Raw genomic sequence first — 15,167 nt, 5'->3', positions numbered from 1 at the left:
CTATCGCAATCCCGACCGCCGCCCTAGGCTAAGCATTCCTTCATCATTCAAGCAGCTGCATGATCGACCCGCAAATTTCCGAATGGATCAGCCAGATCATCCGCTGGACCCATGTGATCACGGCCATCGCCTGGATCGGCTCTTCCTTCTATTTCATCCATCTCGATCTCAGCCTGAAGAAGCGGGAAGATCTGCCGGAAGGCGTCGGCGGCGAGGCCTGGCAGGTCCATGGCGGCGGGTTCTACAACATGCGCAAGTATCTCGTTGCGCCGCCCGAACTGCCCAAGGAGCTAACCTGGTTCAAGTGGGAGAGCTATTCCACCTGGATCAGCGGGTTCTTCCTCATCGTCTGGGTTTATTACCTCCAGGCCGATCTCTACACCATCGACCCGGCGGTTCGAGCGCTCACGACCTGGCAGGCCGCCGCCATCGGCATCGGCGGCATCGCCCTGAGCTGGCTCGTCTATGAGGGCCTGTGCCGCTCCCCGCTCGGCAGGAACGGGCTCCTGCTCGGCGCTGTGCTCTTTGCTTATATTCTCTTGGCGGCTTACGCCTTCACGCAGGTGTTCAACGGCCGCGCCGCCTTTCTGCACACGGGCGCGATGATCGCCACCTGGATGTCGGCCAGCGTCTTTTTCGTCATCATCCCGAACCAGAAGAAGGTGGTGGCCACCCTCTTGGCCGGGCAGACGCCCGACCCGAAGCTCGGCAAGGAGGCCAAGCTCCGTTCGACCCACAACAACTACCTGACCCTCCCCGTCATCTTCCTGATGCTGTCGAACCACTACCCGCTGGCGTGGTCGTCCGCCTATTCGGTCGGCATCATCGGGCTGATCGTGATCGCAGGCGCGGCGATCCGGCACTTCTTCAATTCGCAGCATGCGGGCAAGGACTCGCCCTGGTGGACCTGGGCCTTGGCTGCGCTTTGCATTTGGGCAGCGATCTGGCTCTCGATCATCGGCAAGCCCGGCAACGCCAACACGGCCCAGGCGCCCTCGTCCGCAGCACCCGAGGTGGTGACGGCCTCCTTCGACGAGGCCGTGCTCGCAATCCAGTCCCGCTGCTCCATGTGCCATGCGGCGGAACCCGTCTGGGACGGCATCACCATCGCCCCGAAGGGCGTTCGCCTCGATACACCTGAGGAGATCGAGCGACATCGGGAGATCATCCGGGTCCAGAGCGTGCTCACCCATGCGATGCCGCCCAACAACATCACCGAGATGACCCTCGATGAGCGCCGGGCCGTGGCAACCTGGCTGGCGGCACGGGACACGGCCACCCACTGAATGCCGCACCCTGCGGCGAGTAACCTTATAATGGAGAGACCGAGTGACCGAACTCACCTTGGAAGCGGCTCAGACGATCGCCACCACTGCCCTCAAGACAGCCCGGGAGAAGTCCTTCAAGCCTCTCGCGGTGGTGGTCTATGACGCCCGGGGCGCACTCAAGGCCCTCCTGTCGGAAGACGGCACCAGCATCAAGCGGGCCGAGATCGCCATGGGCAAGGCTTACGGCGCCCTGGCGCTTGGCGTCGGCTCGCGCGCCCTGCACAAGATGGCGACCGACCGTCCCTACTTCATCGCTTCGGCCACCCACGCGGTCGGCGGGCAGCTCGTCCCGGTTCCGGGCGGCGTGCTGATCAAGGACGGCCAGGGCCGGATCCTCGGTTCGGTGGGAGTTTCCGGCGACACCTCCGACAACGACGAAATCGCCGCAGCAGCCGGCATCGAGGCGGTCGGACTGGTCTTCGACACGGGCGCCTGAGCCGCCTCCACAGGCTCAACCCTTTGTTATTCCAGAAATTCCTTAATTTTTTGGATAGTACTGGACATAAACAGTTGATTGATCAACAAATAGGACAAGGTTACTGCCTTACCGGCTCTGACCGAAACATTCAAAAACCCTGAGATAATCAGAAAGGGAACGCGTCCAATGTCATCATGGTTGAAACGTACCGCTCTGGCGGCTGCCGCAACGGTAGCTTTTTCGAGCTTCGCGGTCGCTCAAGTCGTCTACCACCGCGGCAACGACGGTGAGCCGGAAACGCTCGATGCTCACAAGACCTCCACCGTGGGCGAGTCCCACGTCCTGCGCGACCTCTATGAAGGTCTCGTGATCAAGAACAACAAGGGCGAAGTGGTGCCCGGCGTTGCCGAGAAGTGGGAGATGGCCGACGACGGCAAGACCTACCGCTTCACGCTGCGCGCCAACGCAAAGTGGTCGAACGGCGATCCGCTGAAGGCTTCTGATTTCGTGTTCGCCTATCGCCGGATCATGAATCCGGAAACCGGCGCCAAGTACGCCAACATCCTCTATCCAATCCTGAACGCCGAGAAGGTGAACAAGGGTCAGGCCAAGCCTGAGGAGCTCGGCGTGAAGGCGGTGGATGACCGCACCCTCGAGATCCGCCTTGAGCAGCCGACACCTTACTTCATCGAGCAGCTGACTCACCAGACGGGCCTGCCCATTCACCAGGCTTCGGTCGAGAAGTTTGGCAAGGACTACGTGAAGCCCGGCAACTTGGTGTCGAACGGCGCCTACACGCTGGCCGAGTTCGTGCCGAACTCGCACATCAAGGTCGTGAAGAACCCGAACTTCCATGACGCCGCGAGCGTCAAGATCGATCAGGTGATGTTCTACCCGATCTCCGACCTCGCCGCCGCCGTCCGCCGCTTCCAGGCCGGCGAGCTTCACTCCACCCCGGACATTCCGGCCGACCAGGTGAAGGCTCTCAAAGAGCGCTTTGGCAAGCAGGTCGTGATCGGCCCGTATCTCGGCGTTTATGCCCTGCCGGTGAACTCCTCGAAGCCGCCGTTCGATGACGTGCGCGTCCGCAAGGCGCTCTCGATGGCGATCGACCGCGAGTTCATCGCGGAGCAGATCTGGGGCGGCACCATGCTGCCGGCCTATTCCTTCGTGCCCCCGGGCATCGGCAACTACGGCAAGCCGGCCCAGGCCGAGTACGCCTCCATGTCGCCGATCGACCGCGAGGACAAGGCGAAGGCCATGCTGAAGGAAGCCGGATACGGCCCCGGCGGCAAGCCGCTGAAGGTTGAGATCCGCTACAACACCACGGACAACAACCGGAACACGGTTGTAGCCATCGCCGACCAGTGGAAGGCTCTCGGTGTCGAGACCTCGTTCATCAACACCGACTCCAAGACCCACTTCGCGCATCTGCGCGACGGCGGCGACTTCGATGTGGCCCGCTACGGCTGGATCGGCGACTACTCGGATCCGCAGAACTTCCTGTTCCTGCTGGAAAGCGACAACAAAGGCTTCAACTACGGCAAGTGGAAGAACGCTCAGTTCGACGACCTCATGAAGAACAAGGCTGCCAAGGAAGGCGATCTCAAGAAGCGCGCCGACTATCTGCTCCAGGCTGAGCAGATCTTCATGAAGGAAGAGCCCTGGATTCCGCTGCTCCACTACAGCACGAAGAACCTGGTCTCGGACAAGCTCGTCGGCTTCAACCAGAACATTTCTGGCGTGTACCCGAGCCGCTTCCTGTCCCTGAAGCAGTAAACATCCTCGATCTTGCCGAGCGGCCTCATGGCCGCTCGGCTCACAAACAACACGACAGCCGGCAAGGCTGCCTCCCTCGCTGAGGGGTTGTTATCGAGCGGAGTCGATACCGTGATCCCCTTCGTTTTCCGCCGTCTACTCTCGGCGATTCCTACCCTTTTCATCATCATCACAATTTCATTCTTCCTGATCCGGCTTGCGCCGGGCGGCCCCTTCGACCTCGAACGCCCGCTCGAAGCCAAGGTCATGGAGAACCTGCAGAAGATCTACGGTCTCGACCGACCGCTCTTCGAGCAGTACCTGCGCTATCTCGCTGCCGTTGTGCAGGGCGATTTCGGCCCCTCCTTCATCATGCGCGATTTCAGCGTTGCTGAGCTCTTCGCCAACGGCCTGCCCGTCTCCATGCGCATCGGCGGGCTCGCGCTCGGCCTCGCCATCATCGTCGGCGGTACACTGGGATCCATCGCTGCCTTCCGGCAGAACAGCACCATCGACTACATGGTGAGCGGCCTCGGCACCTTCGGCCTGACGATCCCTACCTTCGTGATCGCCCCGGTACTGCAGATCGTCTTCGGTCTCGCGCTGGCCCTGCTGCCCGTTGCGGGCTGGGCGGGCGGCGCTCCCCGCAATCTTATCCTGCCGGTCATCACCCTCGCGCTGCCGCAGATCGCCATCATCGCACGTATGACCCGCGCGGCCATGATCGAGAACCTGCGTTCGAACCATATCCGCACGCTCCGCTCCCTTGGCCTTCCTCGGTGGGTAATCGTGCGGCACGCCTTGCGTGGCGCGGCCCTGCCGGTCGTGTCCTATCTCGGACCGGCCGCCGCAGCCCTGCTCACCGGCTCCGTTGTGGTGGAGACCATCTTCGCCCTGCCGGGCGTCGGTCGTTATTTCGTCGAGGCCGCGTTGAACCGCGACTACACCCTCGTGATGGGCACCGTCGTCGTGGTGGCGGTGTTCGTGCTCATCTTCAATTTGATCGTCGACATCCTCTACGCGGTGATCGACCCCCGCGTCCGTTACGACTGAGGCACCGCCATGGCTGAAGGCGCCGTCATTTCCGACATCCCCGCGACTGGTCCCGTTTCCGGTCGCTCGCTTTGGGCCGATGCGCGAGCACGTTTGCTCCGCAACAAGGCATCCGTCGCAAGCATGATCATTCTAGGCCTGATCTCGCTCGCGTGCATTTTCGGGCCGTTTTTCACCGGCCACCCTTTTGATCGGGTCTATCCGGACTACGTGCGCGCTCCGGCGAGCCTGTCCGCATATCCGAAGGCGGAGCAAATCATCCCCCAGGCCGAGCGCATCGGCTCCCGCGTGAGGGCCAAGCCTGAGAACATCGAGATCACCGGCGACACCGTGCGCATGGCTCTCGTCAGCACGAGCACGCGGCCCGTAGACGAGCGGTTGCTCGCCTATTTCGAGCGCTCGGATCTGTTCGGCACCGCGCAGGTCGTGGAAAGGCAGGACGAGGGGCGCCGTCTTGTGGTCGATGTGCCCATCGAGAAGCAGTATTTCTTCTTCGGCACGGAGGCCAATGGGCGCGACCTTCTCACCCGCACCATGAAGGCCGGCCAAGTCTCGCTTGCGATCGGACTTCTGGCGACCCTCGTGGCGATCGTCATCGGTGTCATTTATGGAGCTACCTCCGGCTATCTCGGCGGTCGCACAGACCTCGTGATGATGCGCATCGTCGACGTCCTCTACTCGCTGCCGTTCATTTTCTTCGTCATCATGCTGGTCGTGTTCTTCGGCCGGAACTTCGTGCTGGTGTTCCTGGCCGTCGGCGCCGTTGAGTGGCTCGACATGGCGCGCATCGTCCGGGGACAGACGCTGTCGATCAAGCGGCAGGAATATGTCCAAGCGGCCGAGGCGCTCGGTGTTGGAACCAAAGGCATCATCCGCCGGCACGTAATCCCGAACACCCTCGGACCCGTCGTGGTGTACATGACCCTGATGGTGCCGCGCGTGATCCTGCTCGAAAGCTTCCTGTCCTTTCTCGGACTAGGTGTCCAGGAGCCCTATACCAGCCTTGGCGTCCTGATCTCGGAAGGCGCCAAGAGCATTCAGGATTCCACCTGGATGCTGGTCTATCCCGCACTGACGCTTGTCGCGATCCTGTTCTGCCTGAACTTCATCGGCGACGGCCTGCGCGATGCTCTCGACCCGAAGGATCGCTGACATGGCCGAACCTGTTCTTTCCGTTCGCAACCTCCACGTCCGCTTCCGCACGGGTGACGGCATCCTCCATGCGGTGAAGGGGATCGATCTCGACATCAACGCCGGCGAGACCGTCGCCATCGTGGGTGAGTCCGGATCGGGCAAGAGCCAGACCATGATGTCGGTCATGGGCCTTCTCGCCTCGAACGGCTGGGCCGAGGGCTCGGTCAAGTACCGCGGCGAGGAGCTGGTGGGCCTTTCTCCCGGCAGGCTCAATCACTACCGCGGCTCCAAGCTGACCATGATCTTCCAGGAGCCGATGACGTCGCTCGATCCGCTCTACCGGATCGGGGATCAGCTGGCTCTGCCGCTCACCACCCATGGCGGCCTGAGCAAGGCCGACGCGCGCAAGCGCGCCATCGAGCTGCTGGAGCTCGTCCGGATCCCGGATCCGGCCCGGCGCATCGACGCCTACCCGCACGAGATGTCGGGCGGTCAGCGCCAGCGCGTGATGATCGCCATGGCGCTCGCCAACAACCCGGACGTGCTCATCGCCGACGAGCCGACCACGGCCCTCGACGTGACGGTGCAGGCCCGCATCCTCGAACTCCTGGCGGATCTGCAGAAGCGGCTCGGCATGTCCATCGTGTTCATCACGCACGATCTCGGCGTCGTGCGCCGCTTCGCAGATCGCACCTATGTGATGAAGCGCGGCGAGGTCGTCGAAAGCGGTCGCACGGCCGACATCTTTGCGGCCCCGAAGCATCCCTATACCCAGATGCTCATCGATGCCGAACCAACCGGACGCAAGGAGCCTGTTGCGGCTAACGCTCCGGTGATCCTGGACGCACAGAACATCTCGGTGCATTTCACCCTGGAGAAGAGCTTCTTCGGCAAGGCCACCCATGTGCTTCGCGCCGTTGACGACGTGAGCCTGAGGGTTCGCGCCGGCGAGACAGTAGGCGTCGTGGGCGAATCCGGCTCCGGCAAGTCGACGCTGGGGCGCGCCATCCTGCGCCTGCAGCCGGCCTCCGGCCTCGTCCGCTTCGAGGATCGCAACCTCATGCCCCTCGACCGAAGTGGCTTGCAGCCGCTGAGGCGCCACCTGCAGCTCGTGTTCCAGGATCCCTTCGGCTCCCTCTCCCCACGCATGACGGCAGGTGAGATCGTGACCGAAGGCCTCCTCGTTCACGAGCCGAGCATCTCCCGAAAGGAGCGCGACCGGCGCGCCGCCCAGGCCTTCGAGGAGGTGCAGCTCGACCCGGCATGGCGCAACCGCTTCCCGCACGAGTTCTCCGGCGGCCAGCGGCAACGCATCGCCATTGCCCGCGCCATCATCCTGCACCCGAAGCTCGTGGTGTTGGACGAGCCAACCTCGGCCCTCGACCGCTCCGTGCAGAAGGAGATCGTCGAGCTTCTGCGCAATCTGCAGAAGGCCCATGGCCTCGCCTATGTGTTCATCAGCCACGACCTCGCCGTGGTGCGGGCGCTCTCGGACGAGATCATGGTTATGAAGAGCGGTAAGGTGGTGGAGCGCGGCACGGCCGAAGAGATCTTCGACCGGCCGAGCGAGGAATACACCCGCGACCTGATCGCGGCCGCCTTCCTCACCAAGGACGACAAGGCTGAAACGGCAGTCCAGCCCCTGGCCTCCTGAGGGTTGGAACCGGAGACCATGGCGCGGATTTGATCTTTGTTTGCCGCATGATCGTGCGGTGAACCGGTATCCACTTGACCAAATCATGCTCTGACGCCATGGCAAAGCTCGCAGCCTATCGCGCCAAGCGCGACTTCACGAAAACCTCGGAGCCGGCAGGCAAGGCCTCCCGGCGCCGGGGCGCCTCCTTCGTCGTGCAGAAGCACGATGCCTCCCGCCTGCACTATGACTTCCGGCTCGAGCTCGACGGCGTGCTGAAGAGCTGGGCGGTGGCCAAGGGACCCAGCCTGGTCAAAGGCGAGAAGCGTCTGGCCGTCGAGGTCGAGGACCATCCGCTGCAATACGGCGATTTCGAAGGCACCATCCCCGACGGCCAGTATGGCGGCGGCACCGTCCTGTTGTGGGATCGGGGGGCCTGGGAACCGGAGGGCGACCCTCACGAGGCTTACGAGAAAGGCCACCTCACCTTCCGCCTCGACGGCGAGAAGCTGAAAGGCACGTGGCATCTCGTCCGCATGGCGAAGCGGCCGCGCGAGCGCCAGCCGTCCTGGCTGCTGATCAAAGCCGATGATGCGCATGCAAGGACCGAGGATGACCTCGATATTCTCGAAGAGGCGCCGCTCTCGGTGAAAAGCGGACGCTCGCTCGAGGAGATCGCACCAAGGCGCGTGGCTAAGAGTCCCGCAAAACGGCATGCTGCCGCGAAGAAGCCATCACCGGCGAAAGCACCAAAGCCTGCGAAGCGAGCCTCAAGCGCCAAGGAGGCGAAGGCCGGCAGCATCCAAGTGGCCGGCGTGCCTCTCACCCATCCTGACCGCGTGCTGTGGGAGGATCAGGGGCTCACGAAGCAGGAACTGGCTGAGTTTTATCTCGACATCGGCGAGTGGCTGCTGCCGCATCTCGCCAGCCGTCCTCTCACGCTCATCCGCTGCCCGGGAGGCACGCAGAAGAAGTGCTTCGTCCAGCGCCATTCCTGGGCCGGCATGAGCGATTTCATTCATCGCACCACAATTCCGGACAACAGCGGCACGCAGGAGGCTTTGACGGTCACCGACATCCAGGGCGTGATCGCCCTCGTGCAGTCGGGTGTGCTGGAGATGCATGTCTGGGGCGCGACGCTTGCCGATCTCGAACGCCCGGACCGTCTCATCTTCGACCTTGATCCGGGAGAAGGCGTGGACTGGCCGCGCGTGATCGAGGGCGCTCTTGCGGTGCGCGAGCGTCTGAAAGCTCTTGGTCTGGAAAGCTTCGTCAAGACCACCGGTGGCAAAGGCCTGCACGTGGTCGTGCCTCTGAAGCCAAAGGCTCCCTGGAAAGAGGCCCTCGCCTTCTCGCGCGGGATTGCGGAGGCGATGGCGGCCGACGAGCCGGATCGCTACACCACTACATCCGTCAAGCAGGAGCGCGAGGGCCGCATCTTCATCGACTATCTGCGCAACAACCGCGAGGCCTCGGCTGTCGCGCCCTATTCCACCCGCTCCCGGCCCGGTGCACCTGTGGCGACACCGGTGGCTTGGGAGGAGCTTTCACCCGATCTCAGGCCCAACGGCTTCACGGTCGACAACCTGGGCAAACGCCTCCTATCGCTCAAGAAGGATCCTTGGGCGGATATCGGAACGGTCGATCAGGTCCTGCCAAAGCAAAAACCGTCGAAACGTACGTCGCGCAAGAACTAACGCTTAGAAGATCGGAGCCTTGAGCCCCTCGGCATCTATAGCCTGCTGCACCGCAGGGCGGGCCAGTACCCGCTCGGCCAGGGCGTTCAGGTTCGGCAGGCTCCGCGGCGGGCGCGGCATGCCACGACCCCAGCGGATCAGCATGAACAGGAAGAGATCGGCGGCGGAGAACCGGTCCCCGAGGAGCCATGTCCTGTCGCCGAGTTGCTCGGAGATCACGTCGAACATGCGGTTGAGGCGCTCGCTGGAGGCCTGCTTCACCGCCGGTGCGGCCGCCTCGTCACTCACATGCTCATGCGGATAGAACCAGGCGCGGTATTCCGCCTGCGGGGTGTTGGTCAGGTGGATCATCCACTTGTAAAACTCGGCCCGCTCGCTCGTGCCGAGCGCAGGCGCAAGGCCGGCCTGCGGGAACTTGTCGGCCAGGTGAAGGGCGATTGCGGCCGTCTCGAACAGCACGAGATCGCCATCGACCAGAACCGGAATGCGCCCACTGGGATTGAGCTTCAGGTATTCGGCGCTCTTCTGAGCATTCTGCCCCCGGTCCACGAGGCGCAGCTCGAACTCGGCTCCGATCTCGCGCAGCATCATGTGCGGCAGAAGGCTGGCATTGCCGGGATAGTAGTAGAGAGCGAGCATCGTGAGCCCCTGAATTGTCGTTGGCATTCTCTTGGTAGATGGCGCCGCGAAGGCCGTAAAGGCATCCTGCCGACGATCCCAACCTTCCTTTCACGCGCTCATGCCCTATCGTCCTGAAGAGAGCGGGAGATGACGATGACGGATCTGGCCAAGACCTTGATCGAGAAGCTGCGGGTCAGCCCCGGCGAAAAGGCTCGCCTTCGGGATCGCGATCCGCGCGACAAGTCCCTCTTCGGCGACGAACAGGAGACCAAGGCGAACACGGCATCTCTCGCCAAGGAGATCGATACCTTGCAGGACCGGCTCTATGCCGAGGGTGCGCGGTCCCTTCTCGTGATCCTCCAGGGCACCGACACCTCGGGCAAGGACGGCACGATCCGCAGCGTCTTCAATGCGACGGGACCTCTCGGGGTCGCGGTCCATGCCTTCGGTCCGCCCACGAAGCTCGAGCTGGAGCATGATTACCTTTGGCGCGTTCACGCTGTCTGCCCCCGACGCGGGACGATCGGCATCTTCAACCGCTCGCATTATGAGGATGTTTTGATCGGGAGGGTCAGGAAATTCGCGCCCGAGCCGGTGATCGAGCAGCGCTACGAGCAGATCAATGCCTTCGAGAAGATGCTGGTCGAGAACGGCACCACGATCCTCAAGTTCATGCTCCACATCTCGAAGGATGAGCAGAAGGAGCGCCTGCAGGCCCGCCTCGACGATCCCACCAAGAACTGGAAGTTCAACCCCGGCGATCTGGACGACAGGGAGCACTGGGACGATTACCAGCAGGCTTACGAGACGATGCTCCATCGCTGCTCGACCCCATGGGCGCTCTGGCACGTCATTCCGGCCGACCGCAAATGGGTCCGCAACGCCGCCATCGCGAGCATCGTCAAAGCGACGCTCGAGGAGATGAACCCGCAATACCCGCAGGTTTCCTGGAATCCTGGTGACTTCTCCGTCGTCTGAGCTCCGATATAGTGAAGCGCATCCATTCCCGTGCTTCCTGGACCGATGATGAATCTTCTCACTCTTTATGATACCGAGGTCCGTGGCTCGCTTGTGGCTCCCGCGCCCGGTTATCGCGTCGAGCGCGTCGGGCCTATCGTGCGTCTCGTCGGTGCAAGCCCCGATCCCAACGACAACGCTGTCACACGCGCCCAGCTCACCGAAGCGGATGCCGACCGGGAGATCGCCCGCCAGATCGGCTTTTTCGGCGCCCTTGGGTATGCTTTCGAGTGGAAGCATTTCAGCCATGACCAGCCGGCGAGCCTGCCCGAAAAACTGCGCGCCGCAGGCTTCGAGGCTCAAGAACCCGAGACCCTCGTGGCCCTGGATGCCAGCCAGAACTTTGCCGATGCCGATCTTGGGGATGGCATCAGGATCGAAGAACTGAAGAACCCCGGCGCCCTGGAAGCCATCGGGGTGGTGAACACCGCCGTTTACGGAAATCTACGGCACTCGGAGTGGCTGGTTGCCTCGATTGCGAAGGAGAAGCAGTCGGATCCTGACGCGATCAGGATCTATGCGGCCTTTGCGGGAGACCAGCCTGTCAGCGTCGGCTGGGTCCGTCACAAGACAGGAGACATGTTTGGAAGCCTCTGGGGTGGCTCGACCTTGAAGGAATGGCGCGGCAAAGGCGTCTATTCGGCGCTGGTCGCCATACGGGCTCATGCGGCGCGACAGCAGGGCTGCAAGTGGCTGACGGTGGATTGCAGCCCGATGAGCCTGCCGATCCTCGAACGGCGGGGGTTCCAGCGCCTCAGCACCACGACACCCTATATCTGGTCGCCGAAGGTCTGAGAGGAGAGACCTGAAGAGCCCTCTTGTCGACAGTGGGTTAAAGCGCGACAATAATCCTTATGAAAAGCATTCTTGTCCCGATCGAAGACCACGGCGTCATCGAGCCCCAGCTGGAAGCTGCCGTGCAGCTCGCCCAGCTGTTCGACAGCTATATCGAGGGTATTGCCATCACGCCGGATTACCCGGTGGTCCTGCCCGTGGACATTGCCATCGGCGTTCCCTCCCCGATCACTCCCGAGAACCGTCTCGAGATGGCTCGCGTCTGCCGCGAGCGCTTCGAGGCCTTCATGACCGGAAAGCAGATCTCGCGCGCTGCTGCCGGGCTCACGGGCCTGAGTTCCGGCTGGCGACAGGATGGGCTGATGGAGGATGCCTTCCTGGGAGCCTACGGGCGGGTCTTCGACATCATCGTCGTAGGACGGCCCGATGGATCGAACGGCCAGACCCGCCTGTCCACGGCGGAGGCCGCCCTCTTCGAAGCCGGACGGCCCGTCCTGATCGCTCCGCCTGTGCCGACCCGCAGCTTCGGCGAGACGGCTGTCATCGCCTGGAACCGGAGCACGGAAACAGCCCGTGCGGTGCTGGACTCGATGCCGTTGCTCCGGAAGGCCAAGCGGATCGTGGTTCTCGAACTCGACGACTGGGGCGTTCCCGGCCCGTCCGGCTCGGAGCTCGCCCGTCATCTGCGCATGCATGATCTTCCGGCAGAAGCCATCACAGCGGCCGATCCGTCCAACCGGCCAGGCGAAGCAATCCTGAAGGAGGCAGCCGCCCTTGGCTGCGACCTGCTGGTGAAGGGCGCTTACACCCAGAGCCGCCTGCGGCAGATGTTTTTCGGCGGCGCCACCAGCCATATCCTGGGCAACACGACCATGCCCGTCCTAATGGCGCACTGACGGGATATCGCTCCAGCCATGTTCCGGGATATCGCCGTCGTTCTCGACGATCGCTTCCAGCGTCTGCATATCGGGTCGGCGCGACTTGAGAAGCTGGCGGAGGGATGCCGCTGGGCGGAGGGACCGGCTTACTTTCCGGCCGGCCGCTACCTGATCTGGAGCGACGTGCCCAACGACCGGATGATGCGTTTCGACGAGACGTCGGGAGCCGTCAGCGTCTTCCGTCATCCCTCCGGCTATTCGAACGGCAACACGGTCGACCGGCAGGGACGCCTCGTCACCTGCGAGCACGGCAACCGGCGTGTCACCCGCACCGAGCATGACGGGTCGATCACGGTGCTCGCCAGCCATTACCAGCGCAAGCGCTTCAACAGCCCCAACGATGTGGTGGTGAAATCCGACGGATCGATCTGGTTCACGGATCCGGCCTATGGGATCGATTCCGACTATGAGGGCCACAAGGCGGAGAGCGAGATCGGCGCCTGCCACGTCTACCGTATCGATCCGCACTCAGGCGATGTGCGCAGCGTCGCCGGTGACTTCGTGCGCCCGAACGGGATTGCCTTCTCGCCCGACGAGCGCCGGCTCTATGTGGCCGATACGGGGGCGACGCATGTAAAGGACGGTCCCCGGCACATCCGCGTCTTCGACGTGGACGATGGCGGAAATTTCTCAGGCGGGGGCGTCTTCGCCACCTGCATCCAGGGCCTGTTCGATGGTTTCAGGCTGGATGAGGCGGGGCGGATCTGGACCAGCGCCGGCGATGGCGTGCACTGCTACGAGAGCGACGGCACGCTCATCGGCAAGATCCTTGTACCCGAGGCGGTCGCCAACGTGGTCTTTGGAGGCCCGAAGCGCAACCGTCTCTACATCTGCGCCACGACGTCGCTTTACGCGATCATGTTGCCCGTGAACGGGGCGAAAACCTTCTGAAAGTTGCCCCCGCGCGCTTGTGAATTGCTGCCGCTTCCCGCATGAATGCGGCCCATGTCTCACCCCGGTTCTTCCCCAGCCCACAAGGTGCGGTCAGGCGTCCTTGTCGGCATCGGCCTGATGCTGCTCGGCGTCTTCATGTTCGCCATGAACGATGTCATGGGCAAATGGCTCGTCGCCACCTATTCCGTCGGGCAGGTCCTGCTCCTGCGCAGCGTCGCGGCCCTCATGGTGCTCCTGCCCCTCATGCGCCGGCAGAAGGTTCCGTTCGAGATCCCACCGCAGCCGGGGCTGCATTTGGTGCGCATCACCCTTTCGACCCTGGAGGTTGCCTGCTTCTACTGGGCGGTCACCTATCTGCCGCTCGCCGACGTGATGACCTATTACCTGGCAGGACCGATCTATGTGGCGGCCTTCGCGGCGTTCTGGCTCGGCGAGAAGATCGACAAGCCGCGCATGCTCGCCATCGCCTGCGGCTTCGTCGGCGTGCTGATCGCCCTGCGCCCGTCGAGCGCCACCCTGTCCCTGCCCGCCCTCATCGCGCTGGCGGGAAGCCTGTTCTACTCGCTTCTCATGATCACGACCCGCAAGCTGCGAGAGACCCACGACGCCACCCTGGTGCTCGGCCAGATTCTCGGAGCCCTGATCTTCGGCCTCATCGCGGCGCCGCTCGCCTGGGTGACGCCAAGCCCCCTCGATCTCGCCGGCCTATTCCTGCTCGGCATCGTGTCCATGGCGGCGCATGTCTGCGTGAACAGGTCCCTGAAGATCGCTCCGGCCTCCGTGGTTGCTCCCTATCAGTACACCCTCATCGTCTGGGCGATCGTGCTCGGCTATCTGTTCTTCGGCGATGTGGTGGGGTTCTGGACGCTCGTGGGAGCTGCCGTGATCTGCGGCGCAGGGCTTGCTCTCCTGCTGCTCGAACGCGAGGCCGCCCGGCGCGGGCGCGAGGCGAAGGACATCGAAAAGCCGGTGCTGCCGGAAGCGTGAGCCCTGTCTGTTCCATCATCCTTTCTGACTAGGGACGGCGCGGGCCCTGCGCTTGACATGCTGCACTGCAAAGTCATCAATGGCGCGATAACAAAAACGGGGAGACCGATGCGCCTGGGACTTAAAATCGCTGCCGCTGCGGCAGGAATTGTCTTTGCATCTTCAGCTTTTGCTCAAGACATCAAGATTGCTCTGATCGCCGGCAAGACCGGTCCGCTCGAGGCCTATGCCAAGCAGACCGAGGCCGGCTTCATGATGGGCCTGGAGTACCTGACGAAGGGCACCATGGCCATCAACGGCCGCAAGATCAACGTGATCGTCAAGGACGATCAGCTCAAGGCGGACCTTGCCAAGACGCTGCTGGAGCAGGCCTATAACGACGACAACGTCGACCTCGCCGTCGGCACCACCTCGTCCGCCGCGGCTCTCGCCATGCTTCCCGTGGCCGAAGAGAACGGCAAGGTTCTGATCGTGGAGCCCGCCGTCGCCGACGCGATCACCGGCGAGAAGTGGAACCGCTTCATCTTCCGCACTTCCCGCAACTCGACCCAGGATGCCTATGGCGCAGCGGCGGCCGTGCCGGCAAGCGGTGAGGTGTCCATCGCGACCCTTGCGCAGGACTACGCCTTCGGCAAGGACGGCGTCGCGGCCCTGAAAAACGCGCTCGCGGAGATCCGCCCGAACGCGAAGGTCGTGTTCGAGGAGTACGCACCCCAGAACGCCACCGACTTCACCGCCTCCGCCCAGCGCATCTTCGACGCGCTTAAGGACAAGCCGGGCAAGAAGATCATCAACATCATCTGGGCCGGCCAGCACCCGCTGCCGAAGATCGCCGACCTGAAGCCCGAGCGCTTCGGCATCGAGATCGCGCCCGGCGGCAACATCCTGCCGGCC

Annotated in this window: 14 protein-coding genes; 13 read left to right on the top strand and 1 reads right to left on the bottom strand. The window is 63.2% G+C overall.

The genetic code is table 11. The features are described 5' to 3' along the window. Positions 1-59 precede the first annotated feature (59 nt). The 7 genes from JQC81_RS06750 (at position 60) to ligD (ending at position 9,021) form a co-directional block, all read left to right on the top strand. Positions 60-1,286, top strand: a complete 1,227-nt coding sequence (locus JQC81_RS06750) for a urate hydroxylase PuuD (protein ID WP_203271052.1) — start codon at positions 60-62, stop codon at positions 1,284-1,286. Between the two features lie 43 nt (positions 1,287-1,329). Next, positions 1,330-1,764, top strand: a complete 435-nt coding sequence (locus tag JQC81_RS06745; RefSeq protein ID WP_203271051.1) for a GlcG/HbpS family heme-binding protein — start codon at positions 1,330-1,332, stop codon at positions 1,762-1,764. 168 nt (positions 1,765-1,932) lie between these two features. After that, entirely contained in the window at positions 1,933-3,525 is a 1,593-nt protein-coding gene (locus JQC81_RS06740) for a peptide ABC transporter substrate-binding protein (RefSeq protein WP_203271050.1), read from the top strand. 111 nt (positions 3,526-3,636) lie between these two features. After that, a complete protein-coding gene (locus tag JQC81_RS06735) occupies positions 3,637-4,557 on the top strand; it encodes an ABC transporter permease subunit (protein ID WP_203271165.1) in 921 nt (306 codons plus the stop codon). A gap of 9 nt (positions 4,558-4,566) precedes the next feature. After that, on the top strand, positions 4,567-5,709 hold the full coding sequence (locus JQC81_RS06730; RefSeq protein WP_203271049.1) for an ABC transporter permease subunit: 1,143 nt from the start codon (positions 4,567-4,569) through the stop codon (positions 5,707-5,709). Position 5,710: 1 nt separating this feature from the next. Further along, positions 5,711-7,345, top strand: a complete 1,635-nt coding sequence (locus tag JQC81_RS06725; RefSeq protein ID WP_203271048.1) for an ABC transporter ATP-binding protein — start codon at positions 5,711-5,713, stop codon at positions 7,343-7,345. Between the two features lie 98 nt (positions 7,346-7,443). Then, positions 7,444-9,021, top strand: a complete 1,578-nt coding sequence (gene ligD / locus JQC81_RS06720) for a non-homologous end-joining DNA ligase (protein WP_203271047.1) — start codon at positions 7,444-7,446, stop codon at positions 9,019-9,021. Between the two features lie 3 nt (positions 9,022-9,024). Here ligD and JQC81_RS06715 read toward each other — a convergent pair whose 3' ends face one another. Continuing rightward, positions 9,025-9,660, bottom strand: a complete 636-nt coding sequence (locus JQC81_RS06715) for a glutathione S-transferase family protein (protein ID WP_203271164.1) — start codon at positions 9,658-9,660, stop codon at positions 9,025-9,027. A 129-nt stretch (positions 9,661-9,789) separates the two neighbouring features. Here JQC81_RS06715 and JQC81_RS06710 point away from each other — a divergent pair, with 129 nt between their 5' ends. The 6 genes from JQC81_RS06710 to JQC81_RS06685 form a co-directional block, all read left to right on the top strand. Next, positions 9,790-10,620: a polyphosphate kinase 2 family protein gene (locus JQC81_RS06710; protein ID WP_246520280.1), complete on the top strand. Its 831-nt coding sequence runs from the start codon at positions 9,790-9,792 to the stop codon at positions 10,618-10,620. A gap of 48 nt (positions 10,621-10,668) precedes the next feature. Beyond that, a complete protein-coding gene (locus tag JQC81_RS06705) occupies positions 10,669-11,454 on the top strand; it encodes a GNAT family N-acetyltransferase (protein ID WP_203271046.1) in 786 nt (261 codons plus the stop codon). A gap of 59 nt (positions 11,455-11,513) precedes the next feature. Continuing rightward, positions 11,514-12,350 carry a universal stress protein gene (locus tag JQC81_RS06700; RefSeq protein WP_203271045.1) on the top strand — a complete coding sequence of 279 codons (837 nt, stop codon included), beginning with the start codon at positions 11,514-11,516 and terminating at the stop codon, positions 12,348-12,350. An 18-nt stretch (positions 12,351-12,368) separates the two neighbouring features. Further along, positions 12,369-13,283: an SMP-30/gluconolactonase/LRE family protein gene (locus JQC81_RS06695; protein WP_203271044.1), complete on the top strand. Its 915-nt coding sequence runs from the start codon at positions 12,369-12,371 to the stop codon at positions 13,281-13,283. Between the two features lie 54 nt (positions 13,284-13,337). Then, on the top strand, positions 13,338-14,273 hold the full coding sequence (locus JQC81_RS06690; protein ID WP_203271043.1) for a DMT family transporter: 936 nt from the start codon (positions 13,338-13,340) through the stop codon (positions 14,271-14,273). A gap of 108 nt (positions 14,274-14,381) precedes the next feature. After that, a partial coding sequence (locus JQC81_RS06685; protein WP_203271042.1) for an ABC transporter substrate-binding protein occupies positions 14,382-15,167 on the top strand: 786 nt, incomplete at its 3' end.

The organism is Microvirga arabica (assembly GCF_016811235.1).
In the GTDB taxonomy this organism is placed as follows: domain Bacteria; phylum Pseudomonadota; class Alphaproteobacteria; order Rhizobiales; family Beijerinckiaceae; genus Microvirga; species Microvirga arabica.
The sequence above is the reverse complement of the archived record's forward strand: the minus strand, read 5'-3'. Positions and strand labels throughout refer to the sequence as shown.

Coding starts and splice junctions, on each gene's coding strand:
- JQC81_RS06750 (WP_203271052.1), top strand. CDS start 60: ATGATCGACCCGCAAATTTCCGAATGGATCAGCCAGATCATCCGCTGG.
- JQC81_RS06740 (WP_203271050.1), top strand. CDS start 1,933: ATGTCATCATGGTTGAAACGTACCGCTCTGGCGGCTGCCGCAACGGTA.
- JQC81_RS06730 (WP_203271049.1), top strand. CDS start 4,567: ATGGCTGAAGGCGCCGTCATTTCCGACATCCCCGCGACTGGTCCCGTT.
- JQC81_RS06725 (WP_203271048.1), top strand. CDS start 5,711: ATGGCCGAACCTGTTCTTTCCGTTCGCAACCTCCACGTCCGCTTCCGC.
- ligD (WP_203271047.1), top strand. CDS start 7,444: ATGGCAAAGCTCGCAGCCTATCGCGCCAAGCGCGACTTCACGAAAACC.
- JQC81_RS06715 (WP_203271164.1), bottom strand. CDS start 9,660: ATGCTCGCTCTCTACTACTATCCCGGCAATGCCAGCCTTCTGCCGCAC.
- JQC81_RS06710 (WP_246520280.1), top strand. CDS start 9,790: ATGACGATGACGGATCTGGCCAAGACCTTGATCGAGAAGCTGCGGGTC.
- JQC81_RS06705 (WP_203271046.1), top strand. CDS start 10,669: ATGAATCTTCTCACTCTTTATGATACCGAGGTCCGTGGCTCGCTTGTG.
- JQC81_RS06700 (WP_203271045.1), top strand. CDS start 11,514: ATGAAAAGCATTCTTGTCCCGATCGAAGACCACGGCGTCATCGAGCCC.
- JQC81_RS06695 (WP_203271044.1), top strand. CDS start 12,369: ATGTTCCGGGATATCGCCGTCGTTCTCGACGATCGCTTCCAGCGTCTG.
- JQC81_RS06690 (WP_203271043.1), top strand. CDS start 13,338: ATGTCTCACCCCGGTTCTTCCCCAGCCCACAAGGTGCGGTCAGGCGTC.